The following is a 16,595-nucleotide window of genomic DNA, read 5'->3' on the forward strand; positions in this document are numbered from 1 at the left end:
GGGCCTCAACGGGCGCTGTGCGCCCGGTCGCCCAGACCACGCAGGAAATCCCACGCGTCGGAGACGATCTCGTCGAGATCGGTGTGCTCGGGCCGCCAGCCGAGTTCGGCGACCGCCTTCTCGCTCGACGCGATGAGCACCGCCGGATCGCCGGCCCGCCGCGGGGCGTCGACCGCCGCGATCGGCAGCCCGGTGACCCGCTCGCACGCCGAAATGACCTCGCGCACCGAAAAACCGGTACCGCTGCCGAGATTGAAGATGCGGTGCTTGCCCGGCTGCGACTGCGCCAGCGCCAGCAGATGCGCCTGCGCGAGATCGCGAATGTGGATGTAATCGCGCACCGCGGTGCCGTCACCGGTCGGATAGTCGTCACCGAACACCGAGATCGATGCCCGATGGCCCAGTGCCGTCTGCAACACCAGGGGGATGAGATGGGTTTCCACCGAACGGTTCTCGCCGAGCCCGGCGTAGGCGCCGGCCACGTTGAAATACCGCAGGCTGGTCGCGGCCAGCCCGTGCGCGGCCGCGTACGAGGTGATCGCGTAGTCGATCGAAAGCTTCGAGGCCCCATACGGATTGGTCGGCGCCTTGGGCGCCTCCTCGACGATCGGCACCTGGTCGGGCTCGCCGTAGACCGCCGCCGTGGACGAGAACACCAGTCGCGGAGTCCCCGCGGCCCGCATGGCCTCGAGCAGCGCGAGGGTCTTGACCACGTTCCCGTGCCAGTACTTCTCCGGCTGCACCACGGACTCGCCCACCAGCGACTGCGCCGCGAAATGCAGCACGCCGTCGAAGGATTCGGACCCGATCAGCTCCACGCCGGCGGTGGCGATATCGCCCTCGACGAACTTGGCGCCGTCGGGAACGCCGTCGGCATTGCCGGTCGAGAGATCATCGACGACCACGACCTCGTGACCGTCTTCGAGCAGAACCTGCGCGCACACGCCACCGACGTAGCCCGCGCCTCCGGTAACCAGCAGTTTCACGGGTCAGACCAACTTCACCTGGACGGCGTGCGCCATCTCTTCGGAGAGTTCGTACCCGTCGTGCCCGGGCACCAGGATGACCACCGAACCCGGCTTGGTCTCCACGGTCACGCGCGCGTCCGGCACCACACCGGCCTCACGCAGCTGGCCGATGATCTCGGGGTCGGTCTGAATGTGCTCCGACAGACGGCGAACCACCACCGCGGCCGTCTGACCGGTCGGCAGGTCCGAGAGCCGGACCAGCTTCTCCGGCGTATCCGAGGCCGGCGCCACACCCAGCTCGTCCAGCCCCGGGATCGGGTTGCCGTACGGCGAGGTGGTGGGGTGGTTGAGCACCTCGATCAGCCGGCGCTCGACCTCATCGCTCATGACATGTTCCCAGCGGCACGCCTCGGCGTGCACGTTCTCCCAGTCCAGGCCGATGATGTCGACGAGCAGGCGCTCCGCGAGGCGGTGCTTGCGCATGACGGACACGGCCATGGCCCGGCCCTTGTCGGTCAGCTCGAGATGACGATCACCGGCGACGGTCAGCAGACCGTCACGCTCCATGCGCGCTACCGTCTGGCTCACCGTGGGACCGCTCTGCTCGAGGCGCTCGGCGATGCGCGCGCGCAAGGGCGTGACGCCCTCCTCCTCGAGGTCGTAGATGGTACGGAGGTACATCTCCGTGGTGTCGACCAGATCCTTCACCTGTTAACCCCTTCGTCGGCACGAATTCTACCCATGCACGGCGGCTCAACCGGGCGCCAGCTTATTTCGCGAATGCCGGGAGAACATCGAGGACGGCCTGCGTGTTCCCTACGGGTTTCCCGCGTCACAGCCGCGCGGCTCCGGTATGAGGGTCGCTTTGCCCGAGCAGCGGTGTCCCACAGCCTACGAATCCCTCCGACGCACTAGCGTGGCAGGTATGCCTGGCCGCGCGCGTGGAGACGGAACCGTTGTCTGGACGGATCGGTTCCTGGATTACACCTGGACGCCCGAGCATCCGATGCGACCGGTCCGGCTGCGGTTCACGATGGCGCTGGCGGAGAATCTCGGACTGCTCGACGGGGTGGAGACGCTGAACCCCGCGGCCGTCGGGGACGCCGAACTGCTGCGGGTGCACACCCACGATTACGTGGAAGCGGTCAAACACGCGCAGCAGCCGCCCGGTCCGGCGCCTGCCGCGCCGCCGTACGGCCTGGGCTCGGCGGACAATCCGGTCTTCCCGCGCATGCACGAGGCGGCCTCGGTGATCGTCGGCGGCACCCTCGCCGCCGCGCAGGAGATCGCGGCCGGGCGCACGAAACGCGCGGTGAGCATCGGCGGCGGCATGCACCACGCCATGCCGGACGCCGCTGCCGGCTTCTGCGTGTACAACGATGTGGCGGTGGCGATTTCGTGGCTGCTGGACAACGGCTTCGACCGCATCGCCTACCTCGACGTCGACGTGCACCACGGGGACGGCGTGCAGCGGATGTTCTACGGCGATCCACGCGTGCTGACGCTGTCCGTCCATCAGCATCCCGCCACGCTCTGGCCCAACACCGGCTGGCCGGAGGAGACCGGCGCGGGCAAGGCCGAGGGCACCGCGATCAATCTGCCCATCATGCCCGGCACCCGGGATCAGCTGTGGCTGCGCGGGTTCCACGCCGTCGCGCCGGGCGCGCTGGCCGCGTTCCGGCCGCAGATCGTCATCAGTCAGTGCGGTGTCGACACCCACCGTGAGGACCCTCTCGCGGATCTGGAATTGAGCGTGGACGGGCAGCGCGCGGCGTTCATCGCCATGCGCGAGCTGGCCGACCGCTACGCCGAGGGCCGCTGGCTCGCGGTCGGCGGCGGCGGATACGGCTTGATCCGGGTGGTGCCGCGCGCCTGGACGCACCTGCTCGCCACCGCGCTGGATCGCACGATCGACCCCGGCACCGCTATTCCCGAGCAATGGCGGGAATTGGTAGGGGCCTATGCACCCACGATCGCCGCACCCGAGTCCATGGGCGACGGCGCCGACACCGATTTCGAACGCTGGGAGGGCCCCGGCGGCGGCCGGGAAACCGGCGACGAACGCGCCGATCGGGCCCGCCGCGCCCTCGACGTATCCGTATTGGCCACTCGCCGAGCGACTTTCGGTCTCCTCGGCCTGGATCCGGAGGATCCCCGTGACTGACCCCGCCGATCCCGCACTACCGGACGGCTCCGCGTCCGCACCGCCGCCGGTGCCGGATTCGCCGGGGACACCGGTGAATCCGCCGCCGCCCCCGCAGCACTGGTTCGCCGACGTCCTGGCCTCCGACGGCGGAGTGGTACGGCTCGGGCCCATCACCCCCGAGGACGCCCCGGCGCTCGAGCGCTTCCACTCCCGGCTGTCCGATCGCACGCGCTATCTGCGCTACTTCGGCCCCTACCCGCGCATGACGCCGAAAGACCTGTGGCGCACCACCCACGTCGATTACCACGATCGCGTCGGCCTGGTCATCGAGCTCGGCGAGGACATCATCGCGGTCGGCCGCTACGAGTATCTCGCCGAGCGGACGGGCCCGCGCGCCGCCGAGGTGGCGTTCGTGGTCGCCGACGAACATCAGGGCCGGGGACTGGGTTCGATCCTGCTCGAGCATCTCGCCGGTGCGGCGGCCGAGCACGACATCGAATCCTTCGTCGCCGAGGTGCTGGCCGAGAACAACGCCATGGTGCAGGTGTTCCGCGATGCCGGATATCAGGTCGAGCGCAGCCGCGACGGGTCGGTGCTGCACCTGGAATTCGCCATCGATCCCTCCGAAGCGCTGCAGTCGGTGCGGGATTCGCGCGAGCGGGCCTCGGAGGCGCGCAGCGTCGGAAACCTGCTCGCGCCCAAGTCGGTCGCGGTCATCGGCGCGACGCCCTCGACCTCGCGGGTGGGCGGCGCGGTGCTGGCCAACCTGCTCTCCGGGGCGTACCAGGGCCCGATCTTCCCGGTGAGCCGCACCCGGCAGGCGGTGCGCGGTGTGCGCGCCTACGCGACGGTGCGCGATGTCCCGGACGAGGTCGACCTGGCGGTCATCGCGGTGCCCGCCGCCGAAATCGGTTCGGTGCTCGACGATTGCATGGCCAAGGGCGTCAAGGGCCTGGTGGTGCTGACCGCCGGATTCTCCGAAACCGGCCCGCACGGTCATGCCGCCGAACGCGAACTGGTCGAAGCGGTCCGCGCGCACGGCATGCGCGTGGTCGGGCCGAGCGCGCTCGGCATCGCCAACACCGATCCCGAGGTCGCGCTCAACGCCACCCTCGCGCCGGTCCTGCCCGGGCGCGGCCGCATCGGATTCTTCTGTCAGTCCGGACCTTTGGGCGCGGCCATCCTCGGCGAGGCCGCGGCCAGGCAGCTGGGGCTGTCCACCTTCGTCTCGGCGGGCAATCGCGCCGACGTCTCGGGCAACGACCTGCTGCAGTACTGGGACAGCGATCCCGGCACCGACGTGGTGCTGCTGTACCTGGAGACCTTCGGCAATCCGCGCAAGTTCTCCCGCATCGCGAGGCGGGTGGCGCGCACCAAACCCATCGTGGCGGTGAACAGCGGCCGCAACGTCGTGCGCGTGGACGCCGAGCACGATCTGGATCGGTCGCTGGTGCGCAATCTGTTCGCGCAGGCGGGCATCATCCAGGTCGATTCCATCACCGAACTCTTCGACTGCGCCATGCTGCTGGCCTACCAGCCGCTGCCGGCCGGACCGCGGCTCGCGGTGATCGGCAACAGCGCCGCGCTGAACTGGCTGGCGGTCGACGCCGGGCGCAACGAGGGCCTCGCGGTGGGCGAACCCACACACCTGGGCCCGCAGGCCGGGCCGGGCGACTATTTGACCGCCGTGGCCGCGGCGGTCACCGACAGCGCGGTCGACGCGGTCATCGTCATCTACTCCCCGCCGGTGCCGACCGCGGTCGCGGCCTTCGCCGAGGCCATCCGCGCGGGCGCACTCACCGGACCGGACACCCCGGTGCTGACCACCTTCGTCGCCGATCAGGGGATGCCGAACCTGCTGGCCACCCGCGGCGAGGGCGGCATGCTCGAACGCGGATCCATTCCCTCCTACGGCGATCCCGAACGCGCGGCCCGGGCGCTGGCGCGGGTGCGGCGCTACGCCGACTGGCGCACGCGCCCGGTCTCGCCCATCGCCCGGCCCGGCGGGGTCGACACCGCGCGGGCCCGCGACCTCGTCACCCGCTGGCATGCCGAAGACGCGCACTGGCTTTCGGACCTGGAGGCCGCGGAACTGCTGGGCTGCTACGGCATTCGGGTCGTCGAGTTCCGGGAGGCGCGCGACGCCGACGACGCCGTGGCCGCCGCCGAGGAACTCGGATTCCCGGTGGCCGCCAAGGCGACCGGGGAGATCTGGCGCAACCGGCCCGATCTGACCGGGGTGCGGCTGGATCTGTGGCGGCCCGACGAGGTGCGGCGCGCACACACCGAACTGGCCGAGATCTCCGGCAATCCCGTGCACATCCAGCGCATGGCCACCAAGGGCCTGGGCTGCGGGTTCCGGGTGCAGGACGACCCGTCCTTCGGCTCGGTCATCAGCTTCGGGCTCTCGGGCACGATCATCGACCTGCTCGGGGACCGGGTGTACCGGGCGCTGCCGCTGACCGAGGCCGAATCGGCCGAACTCATCGACGCGCCCCGCGCCGCCCCGCTGCTATCGGGCACCGTGCGCGGGCGCGATATCGGCAAACCCGTCGACAAGGCGGCGCTCGCCGAACTGGCACAGCGCATTTCGGCGCTCTGCGACGACCTGCCCGAGGTGCGCGAGCTGCAGTGCGAACCCATCATGGCCTCGCCGGACGGTGCGGCCGTGCTCTACGCGCGGGTGCGGATCGGGCCCGAACCCAATCGGTTCGATATCGGCCCGCGGCGTATGGGCTGAGTCACGAAGAACACCGCCGGAGGGCGCGAACGGCCATATTCGAATAATCGTCGGCTCGGAGAGGTGATCAGTAGTGCGAGACAACCAGATCGAGACAGCCACAGCCACCGCGCCACTGCGCGACGACATTCGGTACCTGGGCGGCATACTCGGGGACACCATTCGCGACCACGAGGGCGCGGAGGTGTTCGATCTCATCGAACGGGTGCGCGTCGAGGCGTTCAAGGTGCGGCGTTCGGAGGTCGATCGCAGCGCGGTCGCGGACATGCTGCGCGACGCCGACATCGGGACGGCCATTCCGGTGATCCGCGCCTTCAGCCACTTCCTGCTGCTGGCGAACCTGGCCGAGGATCTGCAGCGCGATCGGCGGCGCGCGGTGCACGTGGCGGCGGGGGAGGCCCCGCAGGATTCCAGCCTCGCCGCGACCTACCGCAAACTCGACGCCGCCGGGCCCGACGGTGATCTGGTGGCGGAGCTGCTCACCGACGCGCTGGTCTCGCCGGTCATCACCGCCCATCCCACCGAGACCCGGCGCCGCACCATCTTCGACGTGCAGTCGAAGATCACCGAGCTGATGCGGCGGCGCCAGCGCTACGACGAGCACGAGCCGGAGTTCGCCGAGATCGAGATCGATCTGCGCCGGCAGGTGCTGCAGCTGTGGCGCGCGGCGTTGATTCGACTGGCGCGCTTGCGGATTCAGGACGAGATCGAGGTGGGTCTGCGGTACTACGACCTCACGCTCTTCGACGTGATCCCGCGGATCAACGATCAGGTGCGCGCGGCCCTGCGCGCCCGCTGGCCCGAGCATGAGCTGCTCGCGCGCCCGATCCTGCGACCCGGCTCCTGGATCGGCGGTGACCGCGACGGCAACCCGTTCGTCACCGCCGACGTGGTGCACCGGGCCACCCACCGGGCCGGCTCGGTCGCCTTCGAGCGGTACTCGACGTCGCTGGTGGAGCTGGAGAAGACGCTCTCGCAGTCCGCGCGGCTGGTGCCGGTGACGCCGGAGCTGGCGGCGCTCGCCGACGCCGGATTCGACGATTCGCCGCAGCGGGCCGACGAGCCCTACCGGCGCGCCATTCGCGGGATCCGGGCACGGCTCACCGCCACCGCGCGCGCCGCGCTCGACGAGATTCCCACGGAGGGAATCGATGTCGGCGCCGAACCCTACGGCGGGCCGGAGGAGTTGCTCGCCGAGCTGAACATCGTCGACGCGTCCATGCGGGCCTCGGGAGACGGCCTGCTCGCCGACGATCAGCTCGCGGCCCTGCGCGGCGCGGTGGAGACCTTCGGATTCCATCTGCAGGGGCTGGATCTGCGGCAGAACTCGGAAATGCACGAGCAGGTGGTGGCCGAGCTCTTCGCCTGGGCCGGAGTGCATTCCGACTACGCGAGCCTGGGCGAGGCGCAGCGGGTGGAGCTGCTGGCGGCGGAGTTGACCACGCGCCGCCCGCTCATCGGGCCCACCGCCGAACTCAGCGAGCTCGCCGCCAAGGAGCTCGCCGTGGTGCGCGCGGCGCGCTCCGCCATCGCGGATCTGGGCCCGGATACGGTGCCCAACTACATCATCAGCATGTGCACCTCGGTCAGCGACATGCTCGAGGCGGCGCTGCTGCTCAAGGAAGCCGGCATTCTCGATCCGGGCGACGCGCAGACCCCGCCGTCCAGCCCGGTCGGGGTGGTGCCGCTGTTCGAGACCATCGACGATCTGCGCCATGGCGCGGAAATCCTTTCCGCCGCAATGGAAGTGCCCGCGTATCAGCGACTGGTGGCGGCGCGCGGCCGCCAGCAGGAGGTCATGCTCGGCTACTCCGACTCGAACAAGGACGGCGGCTACCTGGCCGCGAACTGGGCGCTCTACCGCGCCGAACTCGATCTCGTCGAGGCCGCGCGCAAGACCGGAATCCGGTTGCGGCTGTTCCACGGTCGCGGCGGCACCGTGGGCCGCGGCGGCGGTCGCAGCTACGACGCCATCCTCGCCCAGCCCGCCGGCGCCGTGCGCGGTTCGCTGCGGCTCACCGAGCAGGGTGAGGTCATCTCCACCAAGTACGCCGATTCCGGTGCGGCGTACCGCAATCTGGAGGCCCTGGTCGCGGGCACCCTCGAATCCACCCTGCTCGATGTGGAAGGGCTCGGCGAGGATGCCGAACCCGCCTACGAAGTCCTGGACGAGCTGGCCGAACTGGCGCGCAGGGCCTACGCCGGCCTGGTCCACGACACCCCCGGTTTCGTCGAGTACTTCCGGGCCTCGACCCCGATCGCCGAGGTCGCCGACCTCAACCTCGGCAGTCGCCCGGCCTCGCGCAAGCCCACCAACTCGGTCTCGGACCTGCGCGCCATCCCGTGGGTGATGGCCTGGAGCCAGTCGCGGGTCATGCTGCCCGGCTGGTACGGCACCGGCACGGCCCTGGAGCAGTGGATCGGCGACGACCCGGCCCGCCTGGCGACCCTGACCGACCTGCACCGCCGCTGGCCCTTCTTCCGGACCGTGATGTCGAACCTGGCCCAGGTCATGGCCAAGGCCGATATGGACATCGCCGCCGCGTACGCCGACCTGGTCCCCGATGAGACCCTGCGCGCGACGGTGTTCGGCATGATCCGCGACGAGTTCGCCCGCACGACCGCGATGCACGCCGCGATAACCGGCGCCGACGACCTCCTGACCGACAACCCCGCCCTGGCCGAGTCGATCCACAACCGCTTCCCCTACCTGGAACCCCTCAATCAGCTCCAGATAGATCTCCTACGCCGCCGCCGCGCCGGCGACACCTCCGAGTTGGTGGAACGCGGGATCCTACTGACCATGAACGGCCTGGCCACCGCCCTGCGCAATTCCGGCTAACGCCGTGGCCCCGGGAATTCGGGGGTGCGGATTTGGTGAAAGCACTATGTTTCATAGTTTGTGAAACGCTAGCGTTCATCGACCCCTCGAGTCTGGGGGGAGATGAACAGGAGTGTGCGATGAACACCAGTGCCAGGCTCGGCCGCGGGATCGGCTGGGGTGTCCAGGTGGCGGCGGCGGTCGCGGCCGTCAGCTTCGTGATGGCGCCGAACGCGTCGGCCGACATCACCTCGGTCGACGTGGAGGGGCTCGGGGACGGGGACGCCGTCGTCGGGCAGCTGTACTACCTCACCGCGACCATCGACGCCGAGGACGGGCTGGGGAACAAGCCGGAGGTCACGTTCCTGAACGGGTCCAAGTGCCTGGGCACCGTGACGCTCTCGTCGCCGGATCAGCAGGCGCGGCTGGCGTGGGTGCCGACCAAGGCCGGGCGGGCCTCCATCTTCGCCAAGCAGGGCGTGGACAAGGACTGGGTCACCATCACCGTGGTCGACGCGCCCGCCGGGAGCAAGCCCGTCCCGCAGCCCGCCACCCCCGGCTGCGCGGCCGGTGAGGGCAGCGTCGACACCGGGAGCGCGGGCTCGTCCTAGCTGCCGGCCGCGTCAGTTCACCGGAGCGGGCGCGGCGAAACCCGGGGCGTGATCTCGGGCCCACTCCGCGTACGAGCGGGGTGGGCGGCCCAGGACCTGCTCCACGTCCGCGGTGACCACGGCGTTGCGGCCCGCGCGCACGTACTCCTGTCCGGCCAGCGCGCCCGCCGCGAACTCGGCCGACATCCCCGCGGCGAGCATGTGCTCGCGGGCGATCTCGTGCGGCACGTCCACCACCTCGATCGGCGTGCCCAGCACGGCGGACAGCGTCGCCGCCTGATCGTGCGCGGTCAGCGCCTCGGGTCCGGTGAGGGTGTAGACGCGCCCCGAATGCGCGTCGGACAGCAGCGCTGCCACGGCCACCGCCGCGACATCGCGCGGATCGACCACACCCTGCGCGCCCGTGCCCGTCAGATTCGGGACCGGCTGCCCGGCGCGAATCGGGTCCGCCCAGCTGTAGGAATTGGTGGCGAAAGAGCTGGGCCGCAGGATCGTCCACGCCACCCCGCTCTCGCGCACCGCGCGCTCGCCCGGCAGATGCCACGTGCCGACCCGGCCCAACTCCGTGTCGCCGGTCCCGATGGCCGAGAGTTTCACCAGCCGCCGCACGCCCGCCGCCACCGCGGCCGCGGCCAGCGCCCGATCGAGTTCCACGTACTCGGGCCCGAGCACGCCCACCAGGAATGCCGCCTCCGCACCCGCGAAAGCCGCTGCCATGGACGCGGAATCGGTGTAGTCGCCGCGCACCACCTCCACGCCGGCGGGCAGCGCGGCCCGTTCCGGTTCCCGGGTCACGGCCCGCACCCGTTCACCCCGCGCCGCCAGCTGCCGGACTCTTTCGCCGCCGATGGTGCCCGTGGCACCGGTAATCACGATCATGGAAACCACGATGCCGCCGCACCCGGGCCCGGTTATAGGAAAGTCCGGCACGAACGGCCGCGCCACGAAGGTCCTACAGTGGCGGGGTGACCACCATCGAGGCCCCGGCCGCGTTCATCACCGACGAACGCTACGAGCGACCCCTCGCGCCGCCGGACGCCCTGCGCCCCTGGATCACCGGCATCGGGCACATTCCCACCCTCTACGACCTGCCACCGGCCTTCACCCGGGTGCCGGACACCGCCACCACCATCGTGCTGCGCACCGAACCCTCCGGCCGCCGTGACGCTTTCGTCGTCGGCCCGCAGACCCGCGCCGCCTATACCGCCCCCGAGCGCCCGGCGGGCTGTACACGCCTGCGCCTGACCCCGGGCGCGACCCGGCCGCTGCTCGGCCTGTCCGCCAACGACCTCACCGACCGGATGTACCCCCTCCGCGCGGTGCCCGGCGTCGCGGCCGACTTCGCGGACCGGCTCACCGATCTCGACGCCGACGAAGCCCTCACCCTGCTGGAAACGCAACTGCCGCAACGACTCACCGAGAATCGGACGCAACGTCACCATCGCCGCCTGCTCGCCGGCGCGCTGGACGCCATGGCCGCCGGGACCGAATCGGTCCCGGCTCTCGCCGTGGGCCTCGCGGTCAGCGAACGCCAGCTCCGCACCCTATTCACCGCCGGAATCGGCCTCTCACCCAAGCATTTCGCGCGCATCACCCGACTGCGCCGGCTACTCGCGGAGACGCGTGAGACTACCTGGTCGGAACGGGCCGCGGCGGCGGGCTTCTACGACCAGTCCCACATGACCGCGGAGTTCCGCACGCTCATGGGCGTCACCCCCGGCCGATTCCTCCGGGGCGAGCTACCGGGCCCGACGGACTGCCGAGCACTTGGATCCACTACGCGCTGAACGAGATCGAGACACTTCAGGATCCGACGTGTGCGCGCGGGAACGCGGTCAGGGGATAGGCGTTGCCCCCGGCCGATTCCTCCAGGGTGAGCTACCCGGCCCGACAGACTGCCGTGCCCTCGGAACCGCCACGTGCTGAACGAGATTCGAGGCACTTCACGATCTCACGTGCGCGCGGGATGGGCGTTGCCCCCGGCCGGTTCCTCCAAGGTGGGCTTCCCGGCTCGACGGGCTGCCGTGCCCTCGGATCCACTACGCGCTGAACGAGATTCGAGGCCGCCTCACGATCTCATGTGCGCGCAGGAACGCGGTCAGGGGATGGGCGTTGCCCCCGGCCGGTTCCTCCGGGGTGAGCTTCCCGGCCCGACGGGCTGCCGGGCCCTCGGATCCGCCACGCGCTGAACGGGATTCGAGACGCCTCACGATCCCACGTGGGCGCGCAGGAACGCGGTCAGGGGAGTCGCCACCGCCTCCGCGTCGTCGATGAACGGCCAATGCCCCAGCCCGTCAAGCACGTGCACCTGCGCCTCGGGGAAATACCGCCGCTGCTGCTCGGCGAATCGCACCGGAATGTAGGGATCCTCGGACCCCCAGAGCACGCAGGTCGGCAGCCCGTTCACCTCGATGCCGAGATTGCGCTCCGGAAACGCCCCGGCCGGATCCCGGGACGAGCGATACAACCGCAGCACCGCGCGCTTGTGCCCCCAATCGGCGTGTCTGCCGACCCGTTCGATGTAGCTGCGCGGTAGTGGCCGGGGATTGTCCCGATTCAGCGCCATGTGCATCAGACGCGGCGAACTCAGCAGCTGGAAGAGCTCACCCAGCCCGGGCACCTGCCAGATCCGCGCGTACCGGTGCCACCGATATCCCTCCAGCACACCGCAATCGATCAGCGTGAGACTGCGCAGCCGCGCCCGGTGATCCAGCGCCCAGCGCAGGCCCCACGCCCCGCCGAAATCGTGCAGCACCAGGTGAACCCGCTCGACCCCGAGCTGATCGAGCAGCCGCCCCAGGAACCGCGCGTGCCCGATCACGCTGTGATCGAACGACTTCGGCCGCTGCGCCCGCCCGAATCCCGGCATGTCCATCGCGATCACCCGCGCGAAACCGGTTATCTCCGGGACGATCTCGCTCCAGTCCGCCATCGGCCCCGGATTGCCGTGCACGAACACCACGGCCTCCGCGCGATCCCGCGGCCCGCTGTCGAACACCGAACATCGCACACCGTCGACCCACTGCTCGCCGCCGAGCAATTCCGGTGGTTCCCGCCTGTTCCCGGCCATCGGCCGCCCTCCCCGCGTCGTTCGTCGCCGCCGCGTGCGCCACCGTCCCCGCCCGGTCGCACGGCCGGCCCTGCGTCCGACCGTACCGGCCCGCACCGAGTCGCCGCACCCGCGACGAACAACCTTGGCGCACAATGGCCTCCGGGCCGTACCGGACGTGTCCCAGACCCGCCGCCGGTTCGGCCGGACCGTCGAATTCGCCCGCGGACTCGGTCGAACGCGCGAACGCCGTCCAGCTCCAGGCTTCCGCGGCAAGGCACACCGGGCACGGCGGATCGAACCCGCCCGGACACGGCGAACGCCGGACGGCTCGGCGCTATCCGGAGGGGGACGTACGGATAGCGGGAACCGCCCGGCGCGTATCGGACCGGCGCCTCGTAGACGGTCCGAAGTGCGTCGCGGGCCCGGCCGCGGTGTCCGGCCGAGCCCGTCGCTGCGTCAGCTCGCGTAGGCGCGCAGGCGATCGGCGCGCTCGCCCTTGCGGAGCTTGGTCATGACCTCGCGCTCGATCTGGCGTACGCGCTCGCGGGAGAGCCCGAAGAGCTTGCCGATCTGATCGAGGGTGCGCGGCTGGCCGTCGTCCAGGCCGTAGCGCAGGCGGATGACCTGCTGCTCGCGCTCGTCGAGGGTGGCCAGCACCACGCGCACGTCGCGGTGCAGCAGGCCGGCGATGACGGCGCTCTCGGCCGAGGTGGCCTCGGAATCCTCGATGAAGTCACCGAGCGGGGCCTCTTCGTCGTTGCCGACCGGCATGTCCAGGCTCACCGGATCGCGGCTGTGATCCAGCAGGTCGGCGATCTTCTCGACCGGAATGCCGGACTCGTTCGCCAGTTCCGCGTCGGTGGCCTCACGCCCGAGCTGCTGATGCAGCTCGCGCTTGATGCGCGCCAGCTTGTTGACCTGTTCCACGAGGTGGACGGGGAGCCGGATGGTGCGGCTCTGATCGGCCATACCGCGGGTGATCGCCTGACGAATCCACCAGGTGGCGTACGTCGAGAACTTGAAGCCCTTGGTGTAGTCGAACTTCTCCATGGCCCTGATCAGACCCAGATTGCCCTCTTGAATGAGGTCCAGCAGCGGCATGCCGCGGCCGGTGTACCGCTTGGCCAGAGAGACCACGAGGCGCAAGTTGGCTTCGAGCAGATGCTGACGCGCCGCACGGCCCTCACGTACGAGAATCGCGAGGTCCTTCTTCTTGACCGCGGACAGCCGCTTGCTCGTCTCCAGCAGGTGCTGAGCGTAGAGGCCCGCCTCGATGCGCTTGGCCAGCTCGACCTCGTCGGCGGCCGTGAGCAGCGCCGTCTTGCCGATTCCGTTCAGGTACACGCGTACCAGGTCGGCAGCGGGGCTCTGGGCGTCGAGGTCCTGTTCGCTGGGGCGCACATAGGTAGTGGCGGGGCTTGTCATGACTTGCCTCCTGTCGGTGGTGTCTCGCTCCGTTCAACGGGCCCGACACCCAGAAAGTTCCCCGCCGGGCCGTTCATAAACCGCATCTGAGCTGCGGTTTTCACGGCGCACGGCTGAGAAGTTCCTGAGAAGCGCGCACTGCGGGGAACATGGGCGCTCCGGCGGTCGCGGCCGGTGTCCGTGCGGTTGCCGCCGTCGATGCCGAACTGTGGAGCGCGACAATCGAATACGTGATCACGGGCACTGTCCTACCGCCGTCGTACGGGGAGTTGGTGCAACGGAGTGGTCGAGACAGGCATTCCCGAGGTTCCCGGACTTGAACCCCAAATTGTGATACGTCTCACCGATCGACGATAAACGCCTGGTCACGGGACGGAAACGACTCGGCCACCGGGCGCGGGCGCCGGTGGCCGAGACGGGAGAGGAGTACAAGCGGAGCGGACACGCCGGAAGGGTCAGCGCGGATGTATGAGCCCGTGCCGGACCAGACTCACCACGATGCCCAGCGCCGCGGCGACGAAGTCCGGCGTCGCCATCGTCCCGGTCTCACCGAACGCGAGCAGATCGATGAGATCGCTCAGCGGCAGCCCGTCCGGGCGCATACCGGCCAGCAGCGCGGCCGTCGCGTCATCGGCCTCGTGCTGCCAGCGCGGCCCGTCACCGCGATGCAGGCGCGCGACCTGCTGCTCCCAGCCCTCGGCGCCGGGCAGGTAGACCCGTTCCAGGGCGGTCGCCGGATCGACCTCGAACCGGGAGGCCAGGATGCGCTCGGGGTCGTTGTCCACCGCGCGCAGCCAGGCCGAGCGCTCGAAGTAGCGCAGCGCCTCGGGACCGAGCGGGTCGTCGAACAGGTGGGTGAGGTCCTCGGCCAGCAGTTCGGTGGGCCCGTCGATCGCGCGGAGATAGACGAATCCGAATCCGATGCCGTCCACGTCATTGGCGGCGAGGGCCTCGAGCCAGGTCTCGGCGCGCTCCTGCGCCCGCGGGTCGCGCGGGTCGAGGCCGGCGTCGCGCAGCCAGGTGCCCACATACAGGGCCGGATCGGCGATGTCGCGCTGCACCACCCACGCCTCGACGCCGTGATCGGGCAGCCAGCTCGACACCCGGGTGCGCCAATCCTGACCCGTCACATGCACCCACGCGGACAGCATCGCCGCGGTGCCGCCGGGCGCGAGCAGGTCGGGCGCCGAGGAGATCACCAGCTCGCTCGCCCCGTCCAGGGCCAGGCCGGAATCGCGGTAGGTGTGCTCGACGCGGGCCGGGCCGACCACGAACGGGGGATTGGCCACCACCTGGTCGAAACGACGCCCGGCCACCGGCTCGAACCAGGAGCCCTCCAGCAGTTCGACATCCACGTCGTTGAGCCGCGCGGTGGCCTCGGCCAGCCACAGCGCCCGCCGGTTCACATCGGTGCCGGTGACGGTGCCCGCGTAGGTCGTGGCGTGCATGGCCTGGACGCCGCAGCCGGTGCCCAGGTCCAGCACGCTGCCGACCGGGCGGGTCGGGGTGGCCTGCAGCAGCGACAGCGAGGCCTGCCCGACGCCGAGGACGTGATCGGTGTCCAGGGTGCGCCTGCGCATCGAGTCGTCCAGGTCCGAGAACATCCACTGGGTGCCCGCGCCCAGATCCATCGGGCGCAGATCCAGGGCCGCGCGCACCTGCGAGCCGTCGCGTTCGAGCAGTCCGGCCGCGACCGCGTGCGCGATATCGGCCGGGGCCAGCGCGGCCGCGACCTCGCGCTCGGGCATGGGATCGCCGAGCAGCAGCAGGCGGATGAGAGTGCCGAGTTCGCCCAGCGCGCGGGCGGCCCGCCGCACCGGCACCGGTTCCTGGCGGCTCAGCGCGGCGTGGGTGGCCGGGCCGAGAGCCTCGAGGAGCGTCACGGCGTCGTAGCCGACGCGGACGAAAGCCGTGCGCAGGTCCGGGGCCAGGTCGGCGAGCGGGGACGAGGTGGTCGTCTGATTCGTCGGCATGGCATCGAACTCTGCCATCGCGCTCGTCGGGGGTCGGCCGGTGGGTGGGGTTCGCGGGGTCCGGCCAAGCCGGGTAAAAGCAGCGCCCAATCGCTGGAAAAGTGCTTACCAAACATCGCAAAAGAATTCTGCGGGGACACGCGCGGACGCGCAGGTGAGCCCAGAATTGTTGTAACCCAACCTGGTTCGCGGGTGTATCGTTCGATCATGGTGGATCCCATGGTTGCTGGGATCGTCGGCAAGGCGGTGTTCTCGTGGTCGTCAAAGTGTCGCGGATCTGCCGGGTGGCCGTTGTCACGGCCGCGTTCGGCGTACTTGTAATGTCGGCCACGGGTGTGATGGGCCGACTGTCCCTGGGCGGCTACATCATTGTCGCGGTGGTGCTGGGCGCGTCGATCAAAAGCGTTGTGCCGCCGGTGCGCAAGGTCGTGGAATCGGCCCGGGGCGCCATTCGGCGTCGGCTCGCGGACGCCGAAGCGCCGACCGATCAGCTGGTCGACGTCAAAGCCGCCTACGACAGCGCACTCGCCGAAGCCCGGGCCGAACTCGACGGTATGCGCGCGGACGCTCGGGCCGACGCCGAGAGCATCCTCGAGCAGATGCGCCAGGCCGCGGCGGAGGAGGTCGACCGGATACGGCGGCGGGGCGAGTTGATCCTGTACTCGAGCGAACAGCGCGTGCGCGATCTGGAGACCGACCTGTCGGCGGCCCTGGTCGACCTCGCCGGGGAAGGCGCGCGCGAGCCCGCCGACGACCGGCGTCCCAGGTCCGAGAGCGTCGAACGATTCCTCGACGGCCTGGAGGCACTGGCGAATTCGGCGCACCGGCGGCCGCTACCCGGCTTCGGCTGAGCCGCGCG

General features: G+C 70.3%; 12 protein-coding genes. 6 read left to right on the forward strand and 6 right to left on the reverse strand.

What is annotated here, in order from left to right:
- Positions 1 to 5 precede the first annotated feature (5 nt).
- Together galE and ACWIGI_RS09395 are read right to left on the reverse strand one after the other, a co-directional pair.
- Positions 6 to 986 (reverse strand): UDP-glucose 4-epimerase GalE, encoded by a 981-nt coding sequence (gene galE / locus ACWIGI_RS09390; protein WP_454201887.1) that lies wholly within the window; start codon positions 984 to 986, stop codon positions 6 to 8.
- A gap of 3 nt (positions 987 to 989) precedes the next feature.
- Positions 990 to 1,676, reverse strand: coding sequence for an iron dependent repressor, metal binding and dimerization domain protein (locus ACWIGI_RS09395; protein ID WP_454201888.1), 687 nt, complete (start codon positions 1,674 to 1,676; stop codon positions 990 to 992).
- A gap of 217 nt (positions 1,677 to 1,893) precedes the next feature.
- Between ACWIGI_RS09395 and ACWIGI_RS09400 the strand changes: the two genes are divergently transcribed.
- The 4 genes from ACWIGI_RS09400 to ACWIGI_RS09415 all read left to right on the forward strand — a co-directional run bounded on the left by ACWIGI_RS09400 (position 1,894) and on the right by ACWIGI_RS09415 (position 9,286).
- Entirely contained in the window at positions 1,894 to 3,132 is a 1,239-nt protein-coding gene (locus tag ACWIGI_RS09400) for an acetoin utilization protein AcuC (RefSeq protein WP_454201889.1), read from the forward strand.
- Positions 3,125 to 5,854 (forward strand): bifunctional acetate--CoA ligase family protein/GNAT family N-acetyltransferase, encoded by a 2,730-nt coding sequence (locus tag ACWIGI_RS09405; protein WP_454201890.1) that lies wholly within the window; start codon positions 3,125 to 3,127, stop codon positions 5,852 to 5,854. The genes ACWIGI_RS09400 and ACWIGI_RS09405 overlap by 8 nt, the downstream gene beginning before the upstream one ends.
- Positions 5,855 to 5,927: 73 nt before the next feature.
- Positions 5,928 to 8,696: a phosphoenolpyruvate carboxylase gene (gene ppc, locus ACWIGI_RS09410; RefSeq protein WP_454201891.1), complete on the forward strand. Its 2,769-nt coding sequence runs from the start codon at positions 5,928 to 5,930 to the stop codon at positions 8,694 to 8,696.
- A gap of 119 nt (positions 8,697 to 8,815) precedes the next feature.
- On the forward strand, positions 8,816 to 9,286 hold the full coding sequence (locus ACWIGI_RS09415) for a hypothetical protein (RefSeq protein WP_454201892.1): 471 nt from the start codon (positions 8,816 to 8,818) through the stop codon (positions 9,284 to 9,286).
- 12 nt (positions 9,287 to 9,298) lie between these two features.
- On the opposite strand, the gene ACWIGI_RS09420 is transcribed toward ACWIGI_RS09415, so the two are convergent.
- The gene (locus tag ACWIGI_RS09420; protein ID WP_454201893.1) at positions 9,299 to 10,165 is read right to left on the reverse strand and encodes an NAD(P)H-binding protein; all 867 of its coding nucleotides are present in this window, start codon (positions 10,163 to 10,165) and stop codon (positions 9,299 to 9,301) included.
- Between the two features lie 86 nt (positions 10,166 to 10,251).
- On the opposite strand from ACWIGI_RS09420, the gene ACWIGI_RS09425 reads away from it, so the two are divergent.
- Positions 10,252 to 11,073 carry a helix-turn-helix domain-containing protein gene (locus tag ACWIGI_RS09425; protein ID WP_454201894.1) on the forward strand — a complete coding sequence of 274 codons (822 nt, stop codon included), beginning with the start codon at positions 10,252 to 10,254 and terminating at the stop codon, positions 11,071 to 11,073.
- A 419-nt stretch (positions 11,074 to 11,492) separates the two neighbouring features.
- Here the strand turns inward: ACWIGI_RS09425 and ACWIGI_RS09430 are convergent, their stop codons facing one another.
- The 3 genes from ACWIGI_RS09430 to ACWIGI_RS09440 form a co-directional block, all read right to left on the reverse strand.
- Positions 11,493 to 12,356, reverse strand: a complete 864-nt coding sequence (locus ACWIGI_RS09430) for an alpha/beta fold hydrolase (protein WP_454201895.1) — start codon at positions 12,354 to 12,356, stop codon at positions 11,493 to 11,495.
- 438 nt (positions 12,357 to 12,794) lie between these two features.
- Entirely contained in the window at positions 12,795 to 13,763 is a 969-nt protein-coding gene (locus tag ACWIGI_RS09435; RefSeq protein ID WP_354987040.1) for a sigma-70 family RNA polymerase sigma factor, read from the reverse strand.
- A gap of 455 nt (positions 13,764 to 14,218) precedes the next feature.
- Positions 14,219 to 15,736: a DUF7782 domain-containing protein gene (locus tag ACWIGI_RS09440; protein ID WP_454202258.1), complete on the reverse strand. Its 1,518-nt coding sequence runs from the start codon at positions 15,734 to 15,736 to the stop codon at positions 14,219 to 14,221.
- Positions 15,737 to 15,990: 254 nt separating this feature from the next.
- Here ACWIGI_RS09440 and ACWIGI_RS09445 point away from each other — a divergent pair, with 254 nt between their 5' ends.
- Positions 15,991 to 16,587 (forward strand): F0F1 ATP synthase subunit B family protein, encoded by a 597-nt coding sequence (locus ACWIGI_RS09445; protein WP_454201896.1) that lies wholly within the window; start codon positions 15,991 to 15,993, stop codon positions 16,585 to 16,587.
- Positions 16,588 to 16,595: the final 8 nt, after the last annotated feature.

This window comes from Nocardia sp. NPDC055321 (genome assembly GCF_053645575.1).

Excerpts from the sequence above, each read along its gene's own strand:
- ACWIGI_RS09420 (WP_454201893.1), bottom strand. The coding sequence starts at position 10,165 with ATGATCGTGATTACCGGTGCCACGGGCACCATCGGCGGCGAAAGAGTC.
- ACWIGI_RS09415 (WP_454201892.1), top strand. The coding sequence starts at position 8,816 with ATGAACACCAGTGCCAGGCTCGGCCGCGGGATCGGCTGGGGTGTCCAG.
- ACWIGI_RS09440 (WP_454202258.1), bottom strand. The coding sequence starts at position 15,736 with ATGCCGACGAATCAGACGACCACCTCGTCCCCGCTCGCCGACCTGGCC.
- ACWIGI_RS09435 (WP_354987040.1), bottom strand. The coding sequence starts at position 13,763 with ATGACAAGCCCCGCCACTACCTATGTGCGCCCCAGCGAACAGGACCTC.
- ACWIGI_RS09430 (WP_454201895.1), bottom strand. The coding sequence starts at position 12,356 with ATGGCCGGGAACAGGCGGGAACCACCGGAATTGCTCGGCGGCGAGCAG.
- ACWIGI_RS09400 (WP_454201889.1), top strand. The coding sequence starts at position 1,894 with ATGCCTGGCCGCGCGCGTGGAGACGGAACCGTTGTCTGGACGGATCGG.